This window comes from Saccharopolyspora sp. NPDC049357 (assembly GCF_040677225.1).
In the GTDB taxonomy this organism is placed as follows: Bacteria; Actinomycetota; Actinomycetes; order Mycobacteriales; family Pseudonocardiaceae; genus Saccharopolyspora.
In genome coordinates this window covers 46071-65748 of sequence record NZ_JBFAQJ010000016.1, presented here as the reverse complement: position 1 = coordinate 65748, position 19678 = coordinate 46071, and the positions used below count along the sequence as shown (strand labels likewise).

The 19678-nt window shown below is 70.3% G+C and carries 19 protein-coding genes; 7 read left to right on the top strand and 12 right to left on the bottom strand.

Annotated features, from left to right (window positions below; all coding sequences use genetic code 11):
• Positions 1-157: 157 nt before the first annotated feature.
• Positions 158-1105, top strand: coding sequence for an ATP-binding protein (locus tag AB0J91_RS16045; protein ID WP_363869024.1), 948 nt, complete (start codon positions 158-160; stop codon positions 1103-1105).
• On the opposite strand, the gene AB0J91_RS16040 is transcribed toward AB0J91_RS16045, so the two are convergent.
• From AB0J91_RS16040 to AB0J91_RS16030, 3 genes are read right to left on the bottom strand one after another with little or no spacing between them, the layout of a single operon-like run.
• A complete protein-coding gene (locus AB0J91_RS16040) occupies positions 1083-2906 on the bottom strand; it encodes a hypothetical protein (protein WP_363869021.1) in 1824 nt (607 codons plus the stop codon). The genes AB0J91_RS16045 and AB0J91_RS16040 overlap by 23 nt on opposite strands.
• A gap of 2 nt (positions 2907-2908) precedes the next feature.
• Positions 2909-3574: a response regulator transcription factor gene (locus AB0J91_RS16035; RefSeq protein WP_363869018.1), complete on the bottom strand. Its 666-nt coding sequence runs from the start codon at positions 3572-3574 to the stop codon at positions 2909-2911.
• The gene (locus tag AB0J91_RS16030; protein ID WP_363869015.1) at positions 3565-4113 is read right to left on the bottom strand and encodes a hypothetical protein; all 549 of its coding nucleotides are present in this window, start codon (positions 4111-4113) and stop codon (positions 3565-3567) included. Before AB0J91_RS16030 ends, AB0J91_RS16035 begins: the two co-directional genes overlap by 10 nt.
• A gap of 147 nt (positions 4114-4260) precedes the next feature.
• Between AB0J91_RS16030 and AB0J91_RS16025 the strand changes: the two genes are divergently transcribed.
• Positions 4261-6078 (top strand): Hsp70 family protein, encoded by a 1818-nt coding sequence (locus tag AB0J91_RS16025; RefSeq protein WP_363869012.1) that lies wholly within the window; start codon positions 4261-4263, stop codon positions 6076-6078.
• Between the two features lie 4 nt (positions 6079-6082).
• Here AB0J91_RS16025 and AB0J91_RS16020 read toward each other — a convergent pair whose 3' ends face one another.
• The 3 genes from AB0J91_RS16020 to AB0J91_RS16010 form a co-directional block, all read right to left on the bottom strand.
• On the bottom strand, positions 6083-6619 hold the full coding sequence (locus AB0J91_RS16020; RefSeq protein WP_132623004.1) for a sigma-70 family RNA polymerase sigma factor: 537 nt from the start codon (positions 6617-6619) through the stop codon (positions 6083-6085).
• A gap of 161 nt (positions 6620-6780) precedes the next feature.
• On the bottom strand, positions 6781-7551 hold the full coding sequence (locus tag AB0J91_RS16015; RefSeq protein WP_363792422.1) for an IclR family transcriptional regulator: 771 nt from the start codon (positions 7549-7551) through the stop codon (positions 6781-6783).
• A complete protein-coding gene (locus AB0J91_RS16010; RefSeq protein WP_363869008.1) occupies positions 7539-8018 on the bottom strand; it encodes a cupin domain-containing protein in 480 nt (159 codons plus the stop codon). The genes AB0J91_RS16015 and AB0J91_RS16010 overlap by 13 nt, the downstream gene beginning before the upstream one ends.
• Before the next feature lie 113 nt (positions 8019-8131).
• Between AB0J91_RS16010 and AB0J91_RS16005 the strand changes: the two genes are divergently transcribed.
• Positions 8132-9211, top strand: a complete 1080-nt coding sequence (locus tag AB0J91_RS16005) for an LLM class flavin-dependent oxidoreductase (protein WP_363869005.1) — start codon at positions 8132-8134, stop codon at positions 9209-9211.
• 15 nt (positions 9212-9226) lie between these two features.
• Complete coding sequence (locus tag AB0J91_RS16000) at positions 9227-10195, top strand: ABC transporter substrate-binding protein (RefSeq protein WP_363869002.1); 969 nt, start codon at positions 9227-9229, stop codon at positions 10193-10195.
• A 39-nt stretch (positions 10196-10234) separates the two neighbouring features.
• Here AB0J91_RS16000 and AB0J91_RS15995 read toward each other — a convergent pair whose 3' ends face one another.
• The 3 genes from AB0J91_RS15995 to AB0J91_RS15985 all read right to left on the bottom strand — a co-directional run bounded on the left by AB0J91_RS15995 (position 10235) and on the right by AB0J91_RS15985 (position 13119).
• On the bottom strand, positions 10235-11206 hold the full coding sequence (locus AB0J91_RS15995; RefSeq protein WP_363868999.1) for a PAS domain-containing sensor histidine kinase: 972 nt from the start codon (positions 11204-11206) through the stop codon (positions 10235-10237).
• 109 nt (positions 11207-11315) lie between these two features.
• Positions 11316-12815, bottom strand: a complete 1500-nt coding sequence (gene kaiC / locus AB0J91_RS15990) for a circadian clock protein KaiC (RefSeq protein ID WP_363868996.1) — start codon at positions 12813-12815, stop codon at positions 11316-11318.
• 4 nt (positions 12816-12819) lie between these two features.
• Positions 12820-13119: a circadian clock KaiB family protein gene (locus AB0J91_RS15985; RefSeq protein WP_363868993.1), complete on the bottom strand. Its 300-nt coding sequence runs from the start codon at positions 13117-13119 to the stop codon at positions 12820-12822.
• Between the two features lie 39 nt (positions 13120-13158).
• Here AB0J91_RS15985 and AB0J91_RS15980 point away from each other — a divergent pair, with 39 nt between their 5' ends.
• A complete protein-coding gene (locus tag AB0J91_RS15980) occupies positions 13159-13362 on the top strand; it encodes a hypothetical protein (RefSeq protein ID WP_363868990.1) in 204 nt (67 codons plus the stop codon).
• Between the two features lie 9 nt (positions 13363-13371).
• On the opposite strand, the gene AB0J91_RS15975 is transcribed toward AB0J91_RS15980, so the two are convergent.
• Positions 13372-14283 carry a glutaminase gene (locus AB0J91_RS15975; RefSeq protein WP_363868987.1) on the bottom strand — a complete coding sequence of 304 codons (912 nt, stop codon included), beginning with the start codon at positions 14281-14283 and terminating at the stop codon, positions 13372-13374.
• Between the two features lie 50 nt (positions 14284-14333).
• Complete coding sequence (locus AB0J91_RS15970; RefSeq protein WP_363868984.1) at positions 14334-15737, bottom strand: aspartate ammonia-lyase; 1404 nt, start codon at positions 15735-15737, stop codon at positions 14334-14336.
• 301 nt (positions 15738-16038) lie between these two features.
• Between AB0J91_RS15970 and AB0J91_RS15965 the strand changes: the two genes are divergently transcribed.
• Positions 16039-17331 carry a dicarboxylate/amino acid:cation symporter gene (locus AB0J91_RS15965; protein WP_363868981.1) on the top strand — a complete coding sequence of 431 codons (1293 nt, stop codon included), beginning with the start codon at positions 16039-16041 and terminating at the stop codon, positions 17329-17331.
• A gap of 31 nt (positions 17332-17362) precedes the next feature.
• Entirely contained in the window at positions 17363-18319 is a 957-nt protein-coding gene (locus AB0J91_RS15960) for a TAXI family TRAP transporter solute-binding subunit (RefSeq protein WP_363868978.1), read from the top strand.
• Here AB0J91_RS15960 and AB0J91_RS15955 read toward each other — a convergent pair.
• On the bottom strand, positions 18298-19677 hold the full coding sequence (locus AB0J91_RS15955) for a HAMP domain-containing sensor histidine kinase (RefSeq protein ID WP_363868975.1): 1380 nt from the start codon (positions 19675-19677) through the stop codon (positions 18298-18300). The two genes, AB0J91_RS15960 and AB0J91_RS15955, sit on opposite strands and share 22 nt — an antisense overlap.
• Position 19678: the final 1 nt, after the last annotated feature.

Below are 19678 nucleotides of genomic sequence, written 5' to 3'. Positions count from 1 at the left end.
GCAGTCCTCCATCGGGTCATCTCGTTGCCAGGAACCTAAACGATGGACACGATTGTTCACAATCTTTTCGACAAAATTAGTCGCCAGATTGCGCACCACTTCTGATCAGCCGGACCGCACCGCGACGACCTCCTCGCGCCCCGCTACCGTTCGGAAGATGCGCGCTCAGGAGAAACGAGCCGTCGAGGCCGTGACCGACCACCTCGTCCACCTCGACCTCGCCCCCGACGCGCTGTCGCTCGCGCAGGTCATCGGCACCGCGCTCGGGGCGACCGGCTGCGCGCTCACCATCGCCGGCGAGCGCCACCAGTGGGGGCGCGGAGCCGAGCGCTGGCTCAGCCGGCCGGTCGAGCACGACGGCGAGGTGCAGGCGGTGCTGGCCGTGGCCCCCGAATCGGCCGGGCCGGTGGATTCGCTGGCGACCGTCCTCGGCCCGCCGCTCACGGCGCTGCGACTGGCCGCCGAGACCGACCGGCTCCGCCGCGACGGCGACGCCGCCGCGCGCGAACTCGTCGACGACCGGTGGCGCACGACCGTCGAGATGGAGCAGGAACGGCGCGGCCTGGAACGCGACCTGCACGACGGGGCCCAGCACCACCTGGTCGCGCTGAAGATGTCGATGGCGCTGGTCGAGCACACCGGCGCCACCCCGGAACGGCTCGCCGAGCTGGAGTCCAAACTGGACGCGGCGGAGAAGGCGCTGACCGACACCGCAGCGGGGATCCTGCCGATCCCGCTGTCCACGCAAGGTCTCGCGGGCGCGCTGGCCGCCGAACTCGACGCGCACGCCGACGTCTCCCTCGACACCGCGGGATTCCACCGCCGCTACCCGCCGCTGGTGGAGTCCACCGTGTACTTCGCGTGCCTGGAAGCGGTCAACAACGGGCACAAGCACGCACCCGGAGCGACCATCACCGTCGTCGTCCGGGACACCGCACGGGGACTCGAATTCGTGGTCTCCGACGACGGGCCCGGATTCGCCATCACCGACCGCAATCCCGGACTGCCGAACCTCTCCGCCCGGATGGCCACCGTCGGCGGCACCATCGACGTCCGCTCAGCGCCCGGTCAGGGCACCACGATCACGGGCGTCGTCCCGCGCTGAGCAGTCCCTCGGCGGTGCGCACCAGCGCCTCGCACACCGACGCGTCCCGGCCGCCGGTGACGGGCCGGACGGCGTGCGCCCGCCACCGCTCCGCGGCTCGCTGCGCGGCGACGCGCACCTGCTCGTCGTTGGCCTCCGGCTCCAGGCCGAGGCGGGAGCGCGGGTCGGTGCCCTCCGCGCCGAGCAGCCGCGCGGCGTCCTCGGACACCCCGCGCAGCAGGCGCGTGTCACCGCCCAGGAGTTCGTCGAGCAGGTCCAGTTCGGTGATCTCGTGGGCTTCGGCGGCGATCCGGTCCACCGACCACCGCAGCGAGTGATCGGCGGGCAGCCCCGGCAGCAGCGCGCGCACCGAGACGATCGCGCGCCGGGCCGCGATCACCGGCGCCCAGGTGATCAGCCTGCGCGCCAGCTCGTCGGCGCTCGCGGTCTCGCTGAGCTCCACCCGGTGCCGGTCGCTGCGCAGCGCCGCCCGGAACCCGGAGGTGGGCGGCACACGGCACAGCACCGCGTCGACCGAGCCGCGCGGGCCGTCGTCGGCCAGGACCTCCTCGGCCAGCGCGCGGTCGGCGGGACCGTCGGCGAACACCACGGTCACCCCGAGCACGGACGCGCTGTCCACTTCGGACGGATCCGGTCCACCGGCGCCGGAGACCACGGCCAGGCGCGGCGGCTGCACCAGCCGTGCGGCGACGGCGTCCCAGCCCGCCCGGCCCGGCCCTGAGCCCGCCGCTTCCTGCCCCTGCTTCACCAGGTCGGTGACCAGCTGGAACAGCGCGCTGGCCTCACCCCGCGAGGAGATGGTGGTCGTCGTCCGGTCCGCCAGACGCACCGACACCACCGCGACGCCCCCGGTCACCGAGCACTCCATGGCGCCGCCGAGGACGGCGAGGCGTTCGGCGTCCTGGTGCAGCGCGGCGCGCAGATCGGCCGCCGACAGCTCACCGATCGAGGTCCGCAGTCGCGCGCAGAGCGCTTCGTCGCGCCCGAACTCCACCTCCACGGCCGGGTTCTCGCGGTTGATCCCCTCGCCGGCCAGCAGGTTCAGCACCGCCGCGACCCCGTGGTAGAAGCCCGACTCGATCTGCCAGCCGACGCGCCTGCCCAGATCGCCGGAGAACCGGACCGGGTGCGGCAACGTCGCGGCCAGCTCCTCCAGCGCCGCCCGCGGGCCCTTGTCCGGCAGCATCGCCGGGTACACGCCGCGCACGACCGTGCGGAAGTTGTCGAGCATGTCGTCCACGGCGATGCCGAGCTCGGCGATCCGCGCCATCTCGCCGCCCTCGGCGAGGTGCTCGCCGAAACCGCGCAGCCGCCGCCGGAGCTCGTCGAGGTCGCGCAGCGTCGAGGTGGTGATCGCGCGGACGAGCCGCCGCCGCTCCAGATCGCGCACGTGCGCCAGCCGCTCCCGCGCGGCGGTCACCTCACCGCGCAGCGCGCGGAAGCGCTCCTCGGCTCGGGCGTGGTCCTCGCGCAACCGGTCCACATCGGCCGTCACCGCCAGCCAACCGGCGGTGTCGCGCAACGCGGCCTGCTCCTTGGCCCCCCAGCGCCGGGCACCGGCGACCAGCAGCACTCCCCCGCCGCGCACCGGTTCCCGGGCGGACTCCTCGACGGGTCCGGTTCGGTCCTCCGCCGGGGACGCGGCGACGACGTCGAAGTGCTCGGGCCGGTCGACCGCAGGCACGCAGTAGGCGGCCTGGCCGCCGACGGCGTCGGCCAGCTGGTCGACCAGGGCACCGGCCAACCGCTCCTGAGGCGCGGACGCCACCACGTCGTGCGCGCGCCGGTTCTTCCGCTTCACCGCTAACCTTCGATCCGGCTCGACCTCAGGTACGCGAGCACGGCCAGGACCCTGCGGTGGTGCATGGCCTGGTCGCGCGGGAGTCCCAGCTTGGTGAAGATCGATGCGGTGTGCTTCTCGACGACCTTGGCGGAGACGAACAGCTCCTTGGCGATCGCGTTGTTGGCGTGGCCCTCGGCCATCAGGCGCAGCACGTCCACTTCCCGATCCGTCAGCGACGAGATGGGGCTGTCGGCCCGCCGGGCGGGCGCCTCGACCAGGCGCTTCGCCAGCGTCGGCTCGATCACGATCTCGCCGGCGCTGATGCGGTCCAGCGTGTCGGCCAGCACCTGAACGCCCGCGATGCGCTCCTTGAGCCGGTAGCCGATGCGTTCGGCGCCGATCTCCAGCACGCGCATCAGGTAGTGCGTCTCGGCGTAGTGCGACAGCAGCAGCAGGCCCGTTTCCGGGCTGCGCGCCCGGATCTTCTCGGCGGTGGTCAACCCGCCGTCGGGTTCCGGGGGCATCCTGATGTCGAGGACCGCCACGTCCACCTTCTCGGTGGCCACGATCCCCAGCAGCGAATCACCGTCGCCGACGCAGCCGACGACCTCGTGACCGGCGGCCTGCAGCAGCAGGACCAGCCCTTCCCGGAACAGCGCGCCGTCCTCGGCGATGGCTACCCGCACAGCAGCACCGCCCGCAGGTTGCGCCAGGTCGACGAACCCGGCCGTTGCTCGGTTATGCGCACGCGCACGACCCTCCTGCCTCGCACTCGCACCCGCACGGTCGTACCGGGTTCCAGACTAGCCAGGTGATCCGCGACGAGGAGACCGGTCCGCACTCGCGCCTGCGGGCCGAGCTCGTGCTCCGGCAGATCCAGCCGGATCAGCAGGTCGTAGCGCTCGGCGAGGGACAGGCACGTCGGTTCCAGGCCTTCGGCGAGCAACGGCGGGTGGATCACCCCGCCGAGCTGGCGCAGGTTCTCGATGAGCGAGATGACGGTCTCCCGCAGCGTCTCGATGCGGGTGGAGACGCGCAGGTCGGCGACCCCGGCGGAGAACAGGTCCAGTTCGACCGCCAGCGCCGACAAGCCCGCCGCGGGGCCGTCGTTGAGCGCACGTTCCAGCTCGAACCGGTACTCGGCGGCACCGCGGCCGGGCACGCGCAGCCAGCCGGGCAGCCACCTGCCGCCCCGCACGTTGTACCTGCCCACACTCCCGACCATCGTCCCAGCCTCGCGCGAGCGGCTGCCCGGCAAAAGGGTGCCAGCCCGTTGCGATGGTAGGGCTATCCCCACGGTTCCCCGGCTCACATAGGGTTGACGCGAACTGAGTTGTGATTATCTTTTGCTGACGCGAAGGGAGCACACAAGGTGCGTTACGGCGTTGGCATCGACCTCGGGACTTCGTTCACCTCCGCCGCGGTCAGCGGCGAGGGCGGTACCCGCATGGTGTCGCTGTCATCCGAGGTGGTCATCCCCTCAGTCGCGCACCCGGCTCCGGACGGTGCGCTGCTGACCGGGAACTCCGCCCTGAGCGCGGTGTCCGACCCGGCTCAGGTGGCCCGGAACTTCAAGCGCAGGCTGGGCGATCCCACACCGCTCGTGCTCGGCGGCTCCGCCTACTCGCCCGCGGCGCTGATGGCCGCGCAGCTGCGCGACGTCCTCGACATCGTGACCCGGGAGATGGGCGCAGCGCCGGAATCCGTCGCGCTGACCTACCCGGCGATCTGGGGCCCCTACCGGCAGGAGCACTTCACCGAGGTTCCCCGGCTGGCGGGCGTGGAGGACTTCCGCCTGATCACCGAGCCGGAAGCGGCCGCCACCCACTACTCCACCGAGCGCAGGCTCGAAGACGGCGAGGTCGTCGCCGTCTACGACCTCGGCGGCGGCACGTTCGACACCACGATCCTGCGAATGCGCGCCGGACGCATGGAAATCCTGGGCACTCCGGAGGGGATCGAGCACCTGGGCGGCATCGACTTCGACGAGGCGCTGCTGGCCCACATCGACCAGCGGCTCGACGGCGCGATCAGCCGACTCGACGCGACCGAGCCCCGAGCGGCTTCCGCGCTCGCCACGATCCAGGCGATGTGCGTGCGCGCCAAGGAAGAGCTCTCCACCGAGCCGGACGTGAACCTCACGATCCCGCTGCCCTCCGGCCCGCGCGGCGTGACCATCACGCGGCTGGAGTTCAACGAGATGATCCGGCCGTCGGTGCAGCTGACCACCGAGGCGCTGCACCGCACCACGACCTCGGCGGGGCTGCGCGCCGACGACCTCTCGGCGGTGCTGCTCGCGGGCGGCTCGTCCCGCGTCCCGCTGGTCGCGCAGATGCTGTCCCAGGAGTTCAACAAGCCCGTCCGGGTCACGCTGCACCCGAAGTTCACCGTCGCGCTGGGCGCCGCGCGCACCGCGACGCAGCCGCGACCCGCTCCCGCCTCCCAAGGGACCCCGGAACCCGTTGTCCCCCAGACCGTTCCGGAGGAACCCGCGCGCAAGAAGAGCTGGCTGGTGCCCGCCGTCGCGGCTCTGGCGGCCCTGGTCATCGGCGTGGGCGTGACCGTGTTCGCCACCACCGGCAACGACACCGACGCGACCAGGGGCGCGGTCGCCGAGAAACCGGCTCCGCCGGAGGGTCCGCTGCCGGTCTTCGCCGGCAAGGTGCTCGAACCCTTCGCCGGCTACCTCGGCTCCGACGTCAACTGGGGCGGCTCCTACATCTTCGACGAGGGCACCGAGCAGGGCTCGGTGATCAAGGCGGTCGCCGACCCGGCCAACGAGGGCCTGCGGGTGTCCTGGATGGAGGACAAGCCCGCCCAGGTGTACTTGCAGACCAACAGCCCTCGCGGCCCGCTGGACCTCACGGCCTACTCCGCGAACGAGGGGGCGCTGGTCTTCGACGCGATCGTGCACACCCCGCCGACCGGCGAGACCACGAAGATCGGGATGCACTGCGAGTTCCCCTGCCGTTCCGAGGTCCCGGCCAGCCACCTGCTCGCCAACCTCCAGCCGGAGCACCGCACCACGGTGAAGATCCCGCTGTCGTGCTTCGTCGGCGGCGGGCTCGACCAGCGGCGGGTCAACACGCCGTTCCTGGTGTGGTCCCAGCGCCGGATGGACATCACCTTCGCCGACGTGCGCATCGAGGCCCAGGTGCCCGACGCGACTCCCTGCGACGCGCTGAGCTGAGGCGTCACGCGGCTTCCAGCACGCGCGGCGCGAACCGGGTGCGCAGCGACCGGATCGCGTGGTGCAGGCGGCTTTTCACCGTCCCGACGGGAACGCCGAGGGCGGTGGCCGCCGACGCGGTGGTGCGGTCGGTGACGTAGACCTCGACGACCGCGCTGCGGTGCGCCGGGGAGAGGTGGTCCAGCAGCTCGTCGACGACCATCCGGCTCTCGACCTCGTCGCTGGGCGCGGACTGCACGGCCCGGTTCGCCAGCTCCTCGCTCTCGAACGCCACCTCGGTGGGTCGCGCCTTGCGGCTGCGGTGCTGGTCGACGGCGACGTTGTGGGCGACGCGCAGCAGCCAGCCGCGCACCGAGCCGTTGCCGTTGCTGAGCCGGTCGGCGTGCCGCCACGCCCGCAGCCAGGTCTCCTGCACGATGTCCTCGGCGAGGTACCTGTCCCCCGTCAAACGAGTGGCGTAGGAGAGCAGCGCGGCGCCGTGCTCGCGAATGACACCGTCCATGTCGGTGGCTACGGGCCGAATGGTGCTCTTGGTGTCCATTTCGCCATTCCTCTCTCGACGGATGATCCGGGAAGCCCTACCCGGCCGTGACTAAGAGGAATGCTTTCGCGTTTCGCGGCTGGAATCGTCGGGTCTGTCCCTCCGTTCCCCGGTGCTGTCCCGCACTTTCGGGGGAGGCTGCCCCGCGCGAGGAGGTAGGGCTAACCCCCACCCGACGTCCGGTAGAGCGACGACAGCTCTCGGGCCGTGTCGGTGACCGCGCCGACCAGATCGTCCATCCTGTCGTCGCCGAAGCGCACGGTGGGTCCCTGGACGACGACCGAGGCGATGACGTGCCCGGTCTGGTCGTGCACCGGGGCCGCCACGGCCCGCACGCCGACGAGACGTTCCTCGTTGTTCAACGCGTGACCCCGCGACCGGATACGGGCGAGTTCCTCGGCGAGCTCGGCGTGGGTGGTGATCGTGGTCGGGGTGTGGCGCGGGAACGGCTCGGGCATGGTGGCCGGCTCGGTGCCGAATGCCAGCAGGGTCTTGCCCATGGCGCAGACGTGGATCGGGTTGCGGGCGCCGGGTTCCTGGTCGTAGCGCAGCGGGTGCGTCGACGGGATCTGCACCAGCACCGCCACCTCGTCGCCGATGCGCGTGCCGAGGCTGACGGCTTCGCCGGTCCGGTCGCGCAGCGCGGTGAGGACCGGGTGCATGACGGTGGTTCCCATGCGCTCCAGCGCCAGCCTGCCGAGGATCGCGGTGGTCGGACCGAGGAAGTAGCGCTCGGTGGCCGGGTCCTGCGCGAGCATGTCGGCGGTGTGCAGGGCGCGCATGATGCGGTGCGCGGTGCTGACGGTCAGGCCGAGCTGCGTGGCCACGGCGGTGGGGGTCAGCTGCTCGGCCTTCTCGAAGCAGCGCAGGACGGCCATCGCCCGGTCCACGCTCTGGGTGCCCGAGCGCCGTTCCGCGGTCAGCTCTGACATGCGCCGTCGCTCTCGGCGTTCGGGTCGACCTCGGCCCACAGGCTCGGCAGGTTCACCACGATGCCTTCCTGGGTGCTGCGGGCGATGACCACCACGGCCTCCTCCTCGGCGGAGGGGTTCTCCTCGCGGTGCGGGACGTAGGGCGGCACGAAGATGTAGTCGCCCGGCTCGGTCTCGACCCGGACCTCCTCGGCGCCCTCGGCGAAGACGAACACGGGGTGCCCGGAGACCACGTAGATGGCGGTCTCGGCCTCGCCGTGGTGGTGGTCGCCGGAGTTGGTGGCCGGGCCCACGTGGGTGCGGCCCATCCACAGCTTCTCCGAGCCGACGGTCTTGCCCGAGATGGCCTCGAAGCGCCGCATCCCGGAGGTCTGGTTGGTGTCGGAGGTGAGTCCGCCGCCGCGCACGTGCTCCAGCTTCTGGTGCCAGTCCGCGGTGCCGCCGGGCCGGTTCTCGTTTCCTGACAAGGACTTCTCCTCGCTGTTCCTACATAGTGGTCGGCCTTGATGCCCACCCTGCCACGTTCATACCGTGTGGGACGTCAATATTGCAATGTGGGACGGCAGATCGGAGATGCCAGATGGCCGTCGAGTTCGTGGGAATGATCCGCACCGCCGACACCTCGGAGATCCGCCCGCCGAGCGGCCCGGCCGTCGACCCCGACTACGTCCGCCGGTTCGCCCAGGCCCACGAGGAAGCCGGGTTCGACCGGGTCCTGATCGGCTACCACTCGTGGGACGCCGACGGTTTCGCCGTCGCCGGCCACGCCGCAGCCCGCACCGAGCGCCTGGGCTTCCTGCTCGCGCACCGCCCGGGTTTCGTCGCTCCGACGCTGGCCGCGCGCAAGCTCGCCACCGTCGACCAGCTCACCGGCGGGCGGCTGGCGGTGCACGTCATCAGCGGCGCCAGCGACACCGAGCAGCGCCGCGACGGCGACTACTCGGACAAATCGGCCCGCTACCGGCGCACCGACGAGTACCTGGACGTCGTGCGCCGGGTCTGGGAGGCCGAGGAGCCGATCGATCACGAGGGCGAGTTCTACCGCTTCGCCGGTTCGCACTCCGAGGTCAAGCCGGTCGACGGGCGGCTGCCGATCTACTTCGGCGGGTCTTCGGCGGACGCCTACCGCGTCGGCGGGAAGCACGCCGACGTGTTCGCGCTGTGGGGAGAGCCGCTGGCCGAGACCGCGGCGCAGATCGCCGCGGTCCGCAAGTCCGCCGCCGAGCACGGCAGGAACCCCGACGACGTGGGGATTTCGGTGTCGTTCCGGCCGATCATCGGGCGCACGGACGCCGAGGCGTGGGAACGCGCGCACGGCATCCTCGACACGATCACCTCGCGCAACCCCGGTTCGCCGGGCACGATGCTGGCGTTCCCGTCGGCGGAGCGCGGTGTCGGCTCGCAGCGGCTGCTCGACGCCGCCGACAAGGGCGACCGGCACGACCGAGCACTGTGGACGGCACCGGCGAAGGCCACCGGTGCGGCCGGGAATTCCACGGCGCTGGTGGGAAGTCCGGAGACCGTCGCCCGAGCGCTGCTGGACTACGTCGACATCGGCGTCACGACGCTGCTGATCCGCGGCTACGAGCCGCTGGAGGACGTCGTCGACTGGGGCCACCACCTGCTGCCGCTGGTCCGCCAAGAGCTCGCCAACCGCTGACCTGGAAGGAACACGGTGTTCTCCCTCCCGCCGAAACGCCGGCTCATCGCCGTTCTCGCAATCCTGCTCACCGCCGTCGCGACGCTGACCGCCTGCGGCTCCTCCGACGACGAGGTCGTGCTCCGCGTCGGCGACCAGACCGGCGAGACGCAGTCCCGGCTGCGCGCGGCCGGGCTCCTGGACGACCTGCCCTACGAGATCGAGTGGTCCCAGTTCCCGGCGGCCGTCAACCTGCACGAGGCGCTGCGCGCCGACGCGATCGACATCGGTTCCGCGGCGGACTCCCCGACCGTGTCGGCCATCGCCGGAGGCTCGCGGATCAAGGCGGTCGCCGCCTGGAACAACGGCGGCAAGGGCACGTTCATCCTGGTGCCGAAGGACAGCCCGATCCGCGACCTCGCCGACCTCAAGGGCAAGCGCATCTCCCCCAGCACCCGGGGCAGCGTCGCCCACTACCTGGTCCTGGGCGCCCTGCAGAAGGCCGGGCTCAGCCAATCCGACGCCACCCTCAACTACCTCGCCCCCACCGACGCGAGCTCGGCGTTCTCCACCGGGAGCATCGACGCCTGGGCCACGTGGGGCGTCTACGCGGCCCGCACCCGAGGCCAGCTGGGCGCACGCGTGCTCACCGACGGCGCGGGCATCAACAGCGGGCTGAGCGTCCTCAGCGCCACCGACGCGGCCGCGGGCGATCCCGCGAAGCGCGCGGCCATCGCCGACTTCGCCGACCGCGTGGACCGCAGCTACGAGTGGGCGAGGCAGAACCCGCAGGACTTCGACCGCTGGTACTCGAAGTTCGCCCGCCAACCCCTGGAGGTCGCCGCCCAGATCCGCCCGGAACAAACCGGCTACCGACGAATCCCCCTCGACGAGGCCTTCGCGGACCAACTCCAGACGACCTTCGACACCTGGACCCGAGCGGGAGTCCTCCAAGGCGAGAGGAACCTCCACGACTACGTGGACCCCACCGTCACCGCACCCTGATCCTCGGGTTTGCACGGCGATCCGCCGGCTCCTGCCCGATCAATCAGGTTGACTGGGTTTCCGCAGGTGGAGGCAGAAGCAGGCGCCTCCCCCGTCGTCGGGCTCGTACCAGGCGCTTCCGCCGTTGGCTTCCGCGAGGCTGCGGACGATCCACAGCCCGAGACCGGTTCCTTCGACGTCCCGCCCGGCGTTCGGCTCGCGGCTGAAGCGCTCGAAGAGGTGGGGCACGAACTCGGCCGGAACTCCCGGTCCGCTGTCGCGCACTCGGACCTCCACCCGGCCCGACTGCTCGGTGGCCCGAACCTCGATGGGTGGCCTTCCGTAGATGAAGGCGTTCTCCAGGTAGATGATGAGCATCTCGGCGAAGTCCTGGCGGTCCACGAACGCCACGAGATCCGGGCTGCACGAGACCTTCACGTCCTGGGCCTTGTCCCCGTAGTCGGCGATCCGTTCGAGGATGAGCGCGAGCACCGCGACGGGTCCGGGGAAGGAGCGGGACTCCTCCGCGTCGATCCGGGACGCGGTGAGCAGCTTGCGCAGGAGCGCCTGGAGGCCTTCCATGCGGTTGATCACCTGGTTGACCATCTCGACGCCGTGCTGGTCGCTGCTCGCGGAGAGGTGGTCCCGGAGGAGGTGCACGAGCAGCTTGATCTCGGCGACCGGTGTGCGGAGCTCGTGAGCGGCGACCGCGACGATCGTCGTCTGGCGTTCCAGGGCGCTTTCGAGGTCGTGCTCGACCTCCTTGCGGCGCGTGACGTCGCGCAGGGCCGCGACGTGGATGCGTTCGCCCTGCCAGGTCGTGGCTGTCACGCGCATCTCGGCCACCCGCGGTGGCCTGCCGGGTGCGAGCAGGTCGATCTCGCTGGTTTCCTGGGCGACCACCGGAAAGCCGAAGGGTGTTCCGACGAGCTCTCCCGCCGATCGGCCGAACATGACCTCGGCGGCCGGGTTGCACGAGCGGATGATCCCTCGGTGGTCGACCGCGACGATCCCGTCCGCCGAGGCCGTCACCAGGTGCTGGTCCCCACCCCTCTGGAACGGAGAGCCGGACGTCCGTCCTTCGGCTTCTCCGCTGGATCGAGGGTTCGACCGGTCGCTCATCCGATCACCGTTCCCCCGGCTAACGCGGCTCTGTCGGCCGTTGCGGCTGCTCGGGAACCAACGGCGTGGCGAACAGGGCGCGGGACACGCCGTGCAGGGGTTCGCCGATGTGCATGCCGAGACCGTCGATGTCCACCTGGCGGATGCGGTGGTCATGCGCTGTGCCCCGAGCCTGGACGACGGCGATGGCCCGCCGGACTTCGCCGCCGTGCTCGAAGTCGCGGAGCAGGATCGTGATGTCGGCGAGGCTGGCGATCTCCACGGCGAGGTCAGGGGTGAGCGACGGTGCGAGACGGGGGCCGGCCGCCGAGGTGAGCAGTGCGGTGATCTCGCGGGGCCGCAGCACGGCCCCCAGCGCGACGAGGAAGTCCAGCAGCGCCCGCGGGCTGGTGATCCGTTCGAGCGCGGAGAGCGTGTCGATCACCATGCGGCGGGGCGCGAACTCGGTGACGTTGCGCCGCAGCCGGATGAAGTGGTCCTCCATCGACGACTCCTCCGGGTACTCCGACACCACCCGCAGCAGCCCGGTCTCCTCCATCGCGTCCAGGTCCAGGCCCCAGCCCGCGGCGTTGCGCACGAGCTGCTCGCGGGTCTCGTCGAAGGTGTAGAAGAGGCATCGCTCCTGGGCGTCGAGCGCGGAGGCGGCGAAGTGCAGTCCGGCCAACGTCTTGCCCGCACCCGACGAGCCGCTGAGCAGAGCGATCGCGTCCCGGTAGAAGCCGCCACCGCACATCTCGTCCAGCTCGGCGTTGCCCGAGGACACGCGGGTCCGCGAGGCACGCGCCGGCTTCCCGAGGAACGCCAGGGGCATGACGACGATCCCCTCTTCCGGGTCGATGGCGAACAGCCACTCGCCGGTGCGGTGGGCGGCGCCGCGGAACTTGACGATCTCGATGGTCCGGCGGCGCTGTTCGTGGCTCAGGACGTTGCGGAGGATGATCACGTTGTTGAGCACGAACTCCTCGACGCCCAACCGCGACACGCCGTCGTGCTCCGCCGTTCGCTCAGCGGTCAGCACCGACGTGACGCCGATCCGCTCGAGAGCCGTAGCGATCCGGAACAACTCCTGGCGAATGTTTCCGGCATCGCTGAACCGGGTGAGGATCGCGCCGATCGAGTCGAGCGCGACGCGCGTCGCACCCGTGCGGCGGACCGCGTGTTCGATGCGGGCGACCAGCGCTGCGAAGTCGTAGTCGCCGACGGTGGCGGTCTCCTCGACGTCGTCCGAAGCGTCGACGAAGGTCCACCTCTCCTCGCGTTCCCACAGCTCGATGGGCTTGCCCATCGACCGGGCGTTGCGGCGGATGGCCGCGGCGGTCTCCTCGAACGTGACGAAGACCCCGGCCTGGTCGTGGGCGCGGATGCCGTGGGCGAGGAACTCGACGGCGAAGAGCGTCTTGCCGCTTCCGGTCGTCCCCGTCACCAGCGTGGACCGCCGGGCGGGCAGTCCGCCCAACGCGACCTGGTCGAAGCCGCTGATGCCGGTCGGAAGTCGTTCGATCGCATCGCTGCTGCTCACCGAGTCACCCTCCTTCCGAGAACAGCGCATCGGCATCGGGCAGGCCGAGGGCGGCCGTGATGCGGCGATGGTCCGAGAGGTCCCCGATCACCCGTCGCTGCGGCAACGGCGCGAGCCTGACCACCGTCGGCGTGGCCAGGATGCGCTGCTCCCCGGCCAGGTCGGGACGCTCGGCGACGTCGACGACCTCGATCTCGTAGCGGCCGGGAACCCGGTGTTCGCACACGGCACGCAGGTTGGTCTTCGCGGCCTGGGAGCGCTCCGTCTGCCCGACCACGAACAACCTGAACGTAAATTCAGCCACCTGAACACGCGCTCCCGCCCACAACGGAGCCGAACGGATGTGCGACCGCGCCTCGCGCCGCCGACCGGAACCCCATCGTCCCCCAACCCACCGGACACCGCCCTCCGCGAACCCCCGATCAGGAGACGCTGCCCCGAGGCCCACCAGGACGAAGGTCTGACGCTGCCCTGGCAACCCGACGTCCCCGGCGACGAGAACACCCTCACCGACCTCGGCTCCCGCCTCGCCAACGCCCTGAACTGACCTATCCGGTCAGAAGATCGACCAGCCGGTCAGGGTGGTGAAGTGGTCGAGGGCCGCCACGCCGGCCACCGAGTTGCCGCGCGCGTCCAGCCCCGGGCTCCAGACCGCGACCGCGCAGCGCCCCGGCACGATCGCGAGGATCCCGCCGCCGACACCGCTCTTGCCGGGAATCCCCACGCGGTAGGCGAAATCGCCTGCGGCGTCGTAGGTCCCGCAGGTGAGCATGATCGCGTTGACCCGCTTGGCCTGCCTGCGTGTGAGCAGCTCCGAACCGTCCCGGCGCACGCCGTGCGCGGCGAGGAACCGCCCGGCCAGCGCCAGGTCGCGGCAGCTCATCTCGATCGAGCACTGCCGGACGTACTGGTCGAGCACCGTCGCCACCGGATTGCGCATGTTGCCGTAGGACGCCATGAAGTGGGTCAGCGCCAGGTTGCGGTCTGCGTGGGCGGCCTCCGAGGCCGACACCTCCCCGTCGACCCGCAGGTCCGGGTTTCCGCTCTCGGCGCGCAGGAACGCCAGCAGCTCGCCGCTGGCGTCGCCGACCTGCGAGATCAGCTCGTCGGTGACCGTCAGCGCACCCGCGTTGATGAACGGGTTCCGCGGGATGCCCCGTTCGTGCTCCAGCTGGATCAGGGAGTTGAAGGCGTTGCCGGAGGGCTCCCGGCCGACGCGGCGCCACAGCGCCTCATCGCTGCCTGCCAGCACGAGCGCGAGGGTGAAGACCTTCGAGATGCTCTGCACAGAGAACGGCATCCGCCAATCGCCGACCCCGCGAACGCTCCCCTCGATGTCCGCGATCGCGATGCCGAAATGCGCGGGATCGACCCTCGCGAGCGCCGGGATGTAGTCCGCGACCACCCCGCTCCCGCGCAGCGGTGCGACCTCATCGACGATCCGCCCGAGCAACTGGTTCAGCTCCACGAGCGACCATCATGTCACCGGCGCTCGACGAGCCGCAGCCCGCGATCACGTCACTCGGAAATGGCGCGTGGCCGGGTGAGCTGTTCAGGTCGAAGCAGGGTGTCGAGCTGGGCCGGTGACATCAGATCGTTTTCGAGGACGAGCTCGGTGATCGTGCGGTTGCTGTTCAGCGCCTGCTGGGCGATCGCGGTCGCGTTGGCGTAGCCGAGGTAGGGCGTCAGGGCCGTGACCAGGCCGATGGAACCGCGAACCGTCTCGTCCAGGTGGTCCCGATTCGCGGTGATCCCCGAGATGCAGCGCGTGCTGAGCACCCCGCAAGCGGAAGTGAGGTGGGTCAGCGATTTCAAGACGCTGTGAACGATGATCGGTTCGAACGCGTTGAGCTGGAGCTGACCGGCCTCAGCGGCCAGAGTGACGGTGACGTCGTTGCCGATGACCTCGAAAGCGACCTGGTTGACGACTTCCGGGATGACCGGGTTGACCTTGCCCGGCATGATGCTCGACCCGGCCTGAACAGCGGGCAGGTTGATCTCGTTGAGCCCGGCTCGCGGTCCGGAGGAGGTCAGTCGGAGGTCGTTGCAGGTCTTCGACAGCTTGACAGCGACCCGCTTGAGCACGCCGGAGAGCTGGACGAGCGCACCGGCGTCCTGGGTGGCTTCGACGAGGTTGTCAGCTGTGCGCACGGGAACTCCGCTGATCTCAGCCAGGTGCGCGCATGCGCGTGCGGCGTAGTCGGGGTGGGTGTTGATCCCGGTTCCGATGGCGGTGCCCCCGAGGTTGATCTCCAACAGAAGGTCGGTGGCCTCGCCGAGCCGTTCACGGTCCTCCCCGAGCATGATCGCGTACGAGGCGAACTCCTGGCCCAGCGTCATCGGTACGGCGTCTTGCAACTGCGTTCGGCCCATCTTGAGCACATCAGCGAACTCCGCGGACTTGTGACCGAATGCCTCAGCGAGCTCGCCCATGACCGCGCGGAGCTCCCGCAAGCCCGACACCAGCGCGAGCTTGATGGCCGTCGGGTAGACGTCGTTGGTGCTCTGCCCGAGGTTGACGTGCTCCAGGGGGTGGAGGTGCTCGTAATCGCCCCGTGGACGTCCCAGCAGTTCCAACGCGCGGTTGGCGACGACCTCGTTGGCGTTCATGTTGGTCGAAGTGCCAGCGCCCCCCTGGATCACGTCGACCACGAACTGGTCGTGCAGCGCGCCGGCGCGGATCTCGGCGCACGCTCGTACGATGGCTCCCGCCCGATCTCCGTCGAGCAGCCCGAGGTCGCGGTTCGCGCTGGCGGCAGCCGCCTTGACCGAGGCGAGCGCGTCGATCAGATCTGGGTACGACGAGATCGCCGTTCCGCTGATGGGGAAGTTGTCCACCGCCCGCGCGGTGTGCACCCCGTAATAGGCCTCTCCGGGAACTTCCCGATTGCCGATGAGATCGTGCTCGGTTCGCGATGCCATGACGCCTCCCGGAGATCTTCCCCGTCCATAGTGGACAAACTGGGGTGATGCGACGTGGATGCTGCCTCCCGGGGCCGAGGCGGTCAACGGGCGCGGAGCCACATCAACACTGCGCGCACAACGGTTTTCCCTGCTCCTGAAACGGAATGGTCAGAAACCTCAAATCTTCCTCAATTCCGGGAAAGCTCAACTCTTGCTCAACTCCGGTGACCGGCGGCACACGCGGTGCTTACCGTCTCGCTCCAATGCGAAAGCCCACGCCGTGTTTGAGAGCGCGGTGGAATCCGGAGGAGGTGCAGCTGTGAGCACGAGCAGCGAGGCGGCCCCGCAGCGCGTGGACCAGGCGAACAACGGCGCTAGACGTCGGTGGTGGCGGTTGCCGATGGGCGTGCAGGCTCTGCTCGCCATGGTCATCGGCGGCACCATCGGATTCGTCGCGCCTGACGTGGGCGAGCACATGAAGATCCTCGGCGACGTGTTCATCCGACTCGTCGAGATGATCGTGTTGCCGCTGGTGTTCCCCCTCATCGTGCTGGGCATCACGCAGATGGACTCGGTGAAGCACCTCGGCAGGCTGGCCTGGCGAACGATCCTGTACTTCGAGGTCATCACGACTGTGATCCTGCTCGTCGCCATCGGCCTCGCGAAGTTCTTCGACATCGGCACCGGCATGGCGATCTCCGGTGGCGACACCAGCAAGCTGCCCGGTGACGGCAAACCGGCGGAGGTTGACTTCGCGCAGCTCCTCCTGCACGCCGTGCCCGACAACGTGTTCAAGGCCTTCGCGGAAGGCAACCTGCTCGCCGTGCTGGTGTTCGCGGTGTTCTTCGGTGTCGGCCTGGCCGCGGTCGGCCAGAAGGCGGCGCCCGTTCGCTCGGTCCTCGATGCCGTCAGCGAGGTCATGTTCAAGGTCGTCGGGTTCGTCATCCGGCTGGCCCCGCTGGGCATCCTCGGCTTTCTCGCCTACGACGTCGCGCACTACGGACTGGCGGGAATGACAGGGCTGCTGGGCTTCCTCGGAGTCGTCTACTTGGGACTCGCGGTCGTTCTGCTGGTCCTGTTCCCGATCGTGGCCGCGCTGTTCCGGGTCAGATACGTTCCGCTGGTGCGCGCGGTAGGAGGCCTGGCCGGTATCGCCTTCGTGACCCGTTCCTCGGAGTCCGTGCTGGCTCCGCTTCTGCGCAAGTTGGAGGAGCACGGGGTTCGGCGCAGCACTTCGTCATTCGTCGTGCCGCTCGGATACTCGTTCAACACCGACGGTTCCACGCTGTACCAGGCCGTCGCCCTGGTCTTCCTCGCCAACGCCTACGGGATGGACCTCAGCGCGGGTGCTCTGCTGACCATGGTGCTGGTGCTGGTCGTGCTGTCGAAGGGCATGGCGGGGGTCGCCTCGGCTTCCATCGTCGTGCTGATGGCCGCCGGCAAGAGCCTCGGTCTACCGGTTGAGGGCATCGCGCTCCTGATGGGTGTGGACTTCCTCGCCGACATGGCCCGCACCGCGGTCAACGTCTTCGGCAACTCGCTGGCTGCAGCCGTGCTCGACAAGACGGGTTCCCGGGACGAGTCCGAGACCACCCCGGAGCCCACCCGATGACAGATCCGCTCCGGGCACGGAGGATAGGGCCGTGCACGCAGGCAGGCTGAGCAGACGCGGGCTGCTGTCGCTGGCTGCAGCGACGGCGGCCTGCTCTGCGTCGGACTCGCACGACGGTGCCCCCGGCACGGCTGTCGCGGTCGCCACCGGCGAGACCACGGGGTTCTTCCACGCGTACGGTCGCGAGCTGGCGGCTGTCCTGGCAGACGGGCTGCCCGGAGCGCGGGTCTCAACCGTGACCACCAGCGGAACCGTGGACAACTTGAGCCAGGCCGCTGGTATCCCCGGCACCTTCGGCCTGGCAGCGCTTGACGCAGCGGCCGCAGCTCAGCACGGTCAGTCGCCCTTCGCCCTGCGCCGACCGCCGCAGGCCGTGGGCAGGCTGTTCGACGACTACATCCACCTGGTCGTGGCGGGTGAGTCGTCCCTGCGCCGGATCTCGGACCTGGCCGGGCGCAAGGTGTCGGTGGGGCCATCGGGTTCCGGGAGCGCGCTGGTCGCCGGGCGGTTGCTGCAAGTCAGCGGGCTGCTCGGTCGAGTGTCCGTGGAACGGCTCGACTTCGGTGAGGCCCTCTCCGCCCTGGACCGCGGGACGTTGGACGCCCTGTTCTGGCAAGGCGGGCTCCCCACCGGCAGCCTCGTGCGACTGGCCCGGCGACGTCCCATCCGCCTGCTCCCGCTCGGCGACCTGCTGGGGTGGATGCGGGTGCGGCACGGCCCGTACTACCGCGCGGCGAGCATCCCGCGCGGCGTGTACGGCAACGGCACCCTGATCGACACCATCGCCGTGCCGGACCTGCTGGTGACCAGCACTTCGACTGAGCCGGAACTGGTCCACGCCGTGCTGGAGCTGATCTTCGAGGACCGGGAGCGCATCGAACGCGCGGTCCCCACCGCGGCACAGCTCGACCGCCGCGCCGCCATCGCCACCAGCCCCGTGCCCCTGCACGAAGGCGCTCTGCGCTATTACCGCGAGGTCAAGCGCTGATCAGGAGGCACGGGAACGAACACCGAGACCGCTAGCCCCCGTTCGCGGTTGCGCACCTCCAGGTGCCCTCCGAAGGAGGCGAGCAGCGCCTTCGAGATGCTCACGCCGAGCCCGGAGCCCTCGATGTTCTGGTGACGCGGGCTCCGCCAGAACCGGTTCCCGATCCTGGCGAACTCGTCTGCGGTCAGTCCCGGCCCCTCGTCGAGGACGGTGATGATCGCCTCGTCACCAGCTCTGCCGACATCCACAGTCACCTGCGCGCCGTCCGGGCTGAACTTGATCGCGTTGTCGACGATCGCGTCCAAAGCGCTGCTCAGCGCGGTCGAGTCGGCGAAGCCTCGCACCTCCGCACCAGTGCGTTCGAGCTCGATGGCGCGCTCGTCCGCGTTCGACCGCCACGAGGCGAACCGCTCATCGACCAGCTCTCCGAGCCAGATCTCCGTCGGCGGCGACACGGACTCCTCGGCCGTGGCCAGCGCCAACAGCTCATCGAGGATGCGGGCCAGCCGACGAGCCTCCGCCTGCGCGTCCGCCCACTCCCCGCGCAGCTCCGACGGCAGGTCCATCCCCAGCGCCTGGTGTCGCAGGAGAAGCGCGCTCAGCGGGTTGCGCAACTGGTGCGAGGCGTCCGAGACGAACGACCGCTGGCGCTGCCAGGCGGTCTGCACCGCGTCAGCCATGGAGTTGAACGACGCAGTCAGGCGGCGCAGCTCCGGGGGCCCTGCCGTGCCGGTGACCCGGGCGTCAAAGCGCCCCTGCGCGATCTCGTGCGTGGTCGCGTCCAGATCGCGCACCGGGCGCAGCACCCAGCGCGCGAGGCGGTCGGTCACCCATGCGCACACCGCGACCGCGAGGAGCACCCCGCCCGCGACCAGACCCCACCACCAGGCGACCTGCTGCCGCAGCGAGGTGGTGGGCGAGATCGTCACCGCCGCTCCCACGACGTCGCCTGCGCGCAACACCGGTACCGCCACGACGAGCGGGCGGTGGTCCCAGGGAGCCACCAGCGGTGGTGGCTCGCCGCGCCGTCCGGACAAGGCCGCGTGCACGGAAGGGTCCGCCATGAGCGCCTGGTGGGACGGTGCCGCACCGGCACGCACCGCGCCATCGCGGTCGAGCGTGATGGCGCTGATGCCGTAGACCTGCTGGTAACGCGCCAGCTCGGAGTTGAGCCACGGCAAGTCCGCGTCGGTCGTCGCCTGCTCAGCCAGACCGGCGAACCGCTCGGCATCGTTGAGCCGGTCGGCGAACACGCCTTCCGTCGCGCGGGCCGCGATCGACCACGCCAGCGGCACGCTGAGCGCGAGCAGCAAGCACACGACGAGTCCGAGCAGGAGGACGTTGATTCGGCCGCGCACG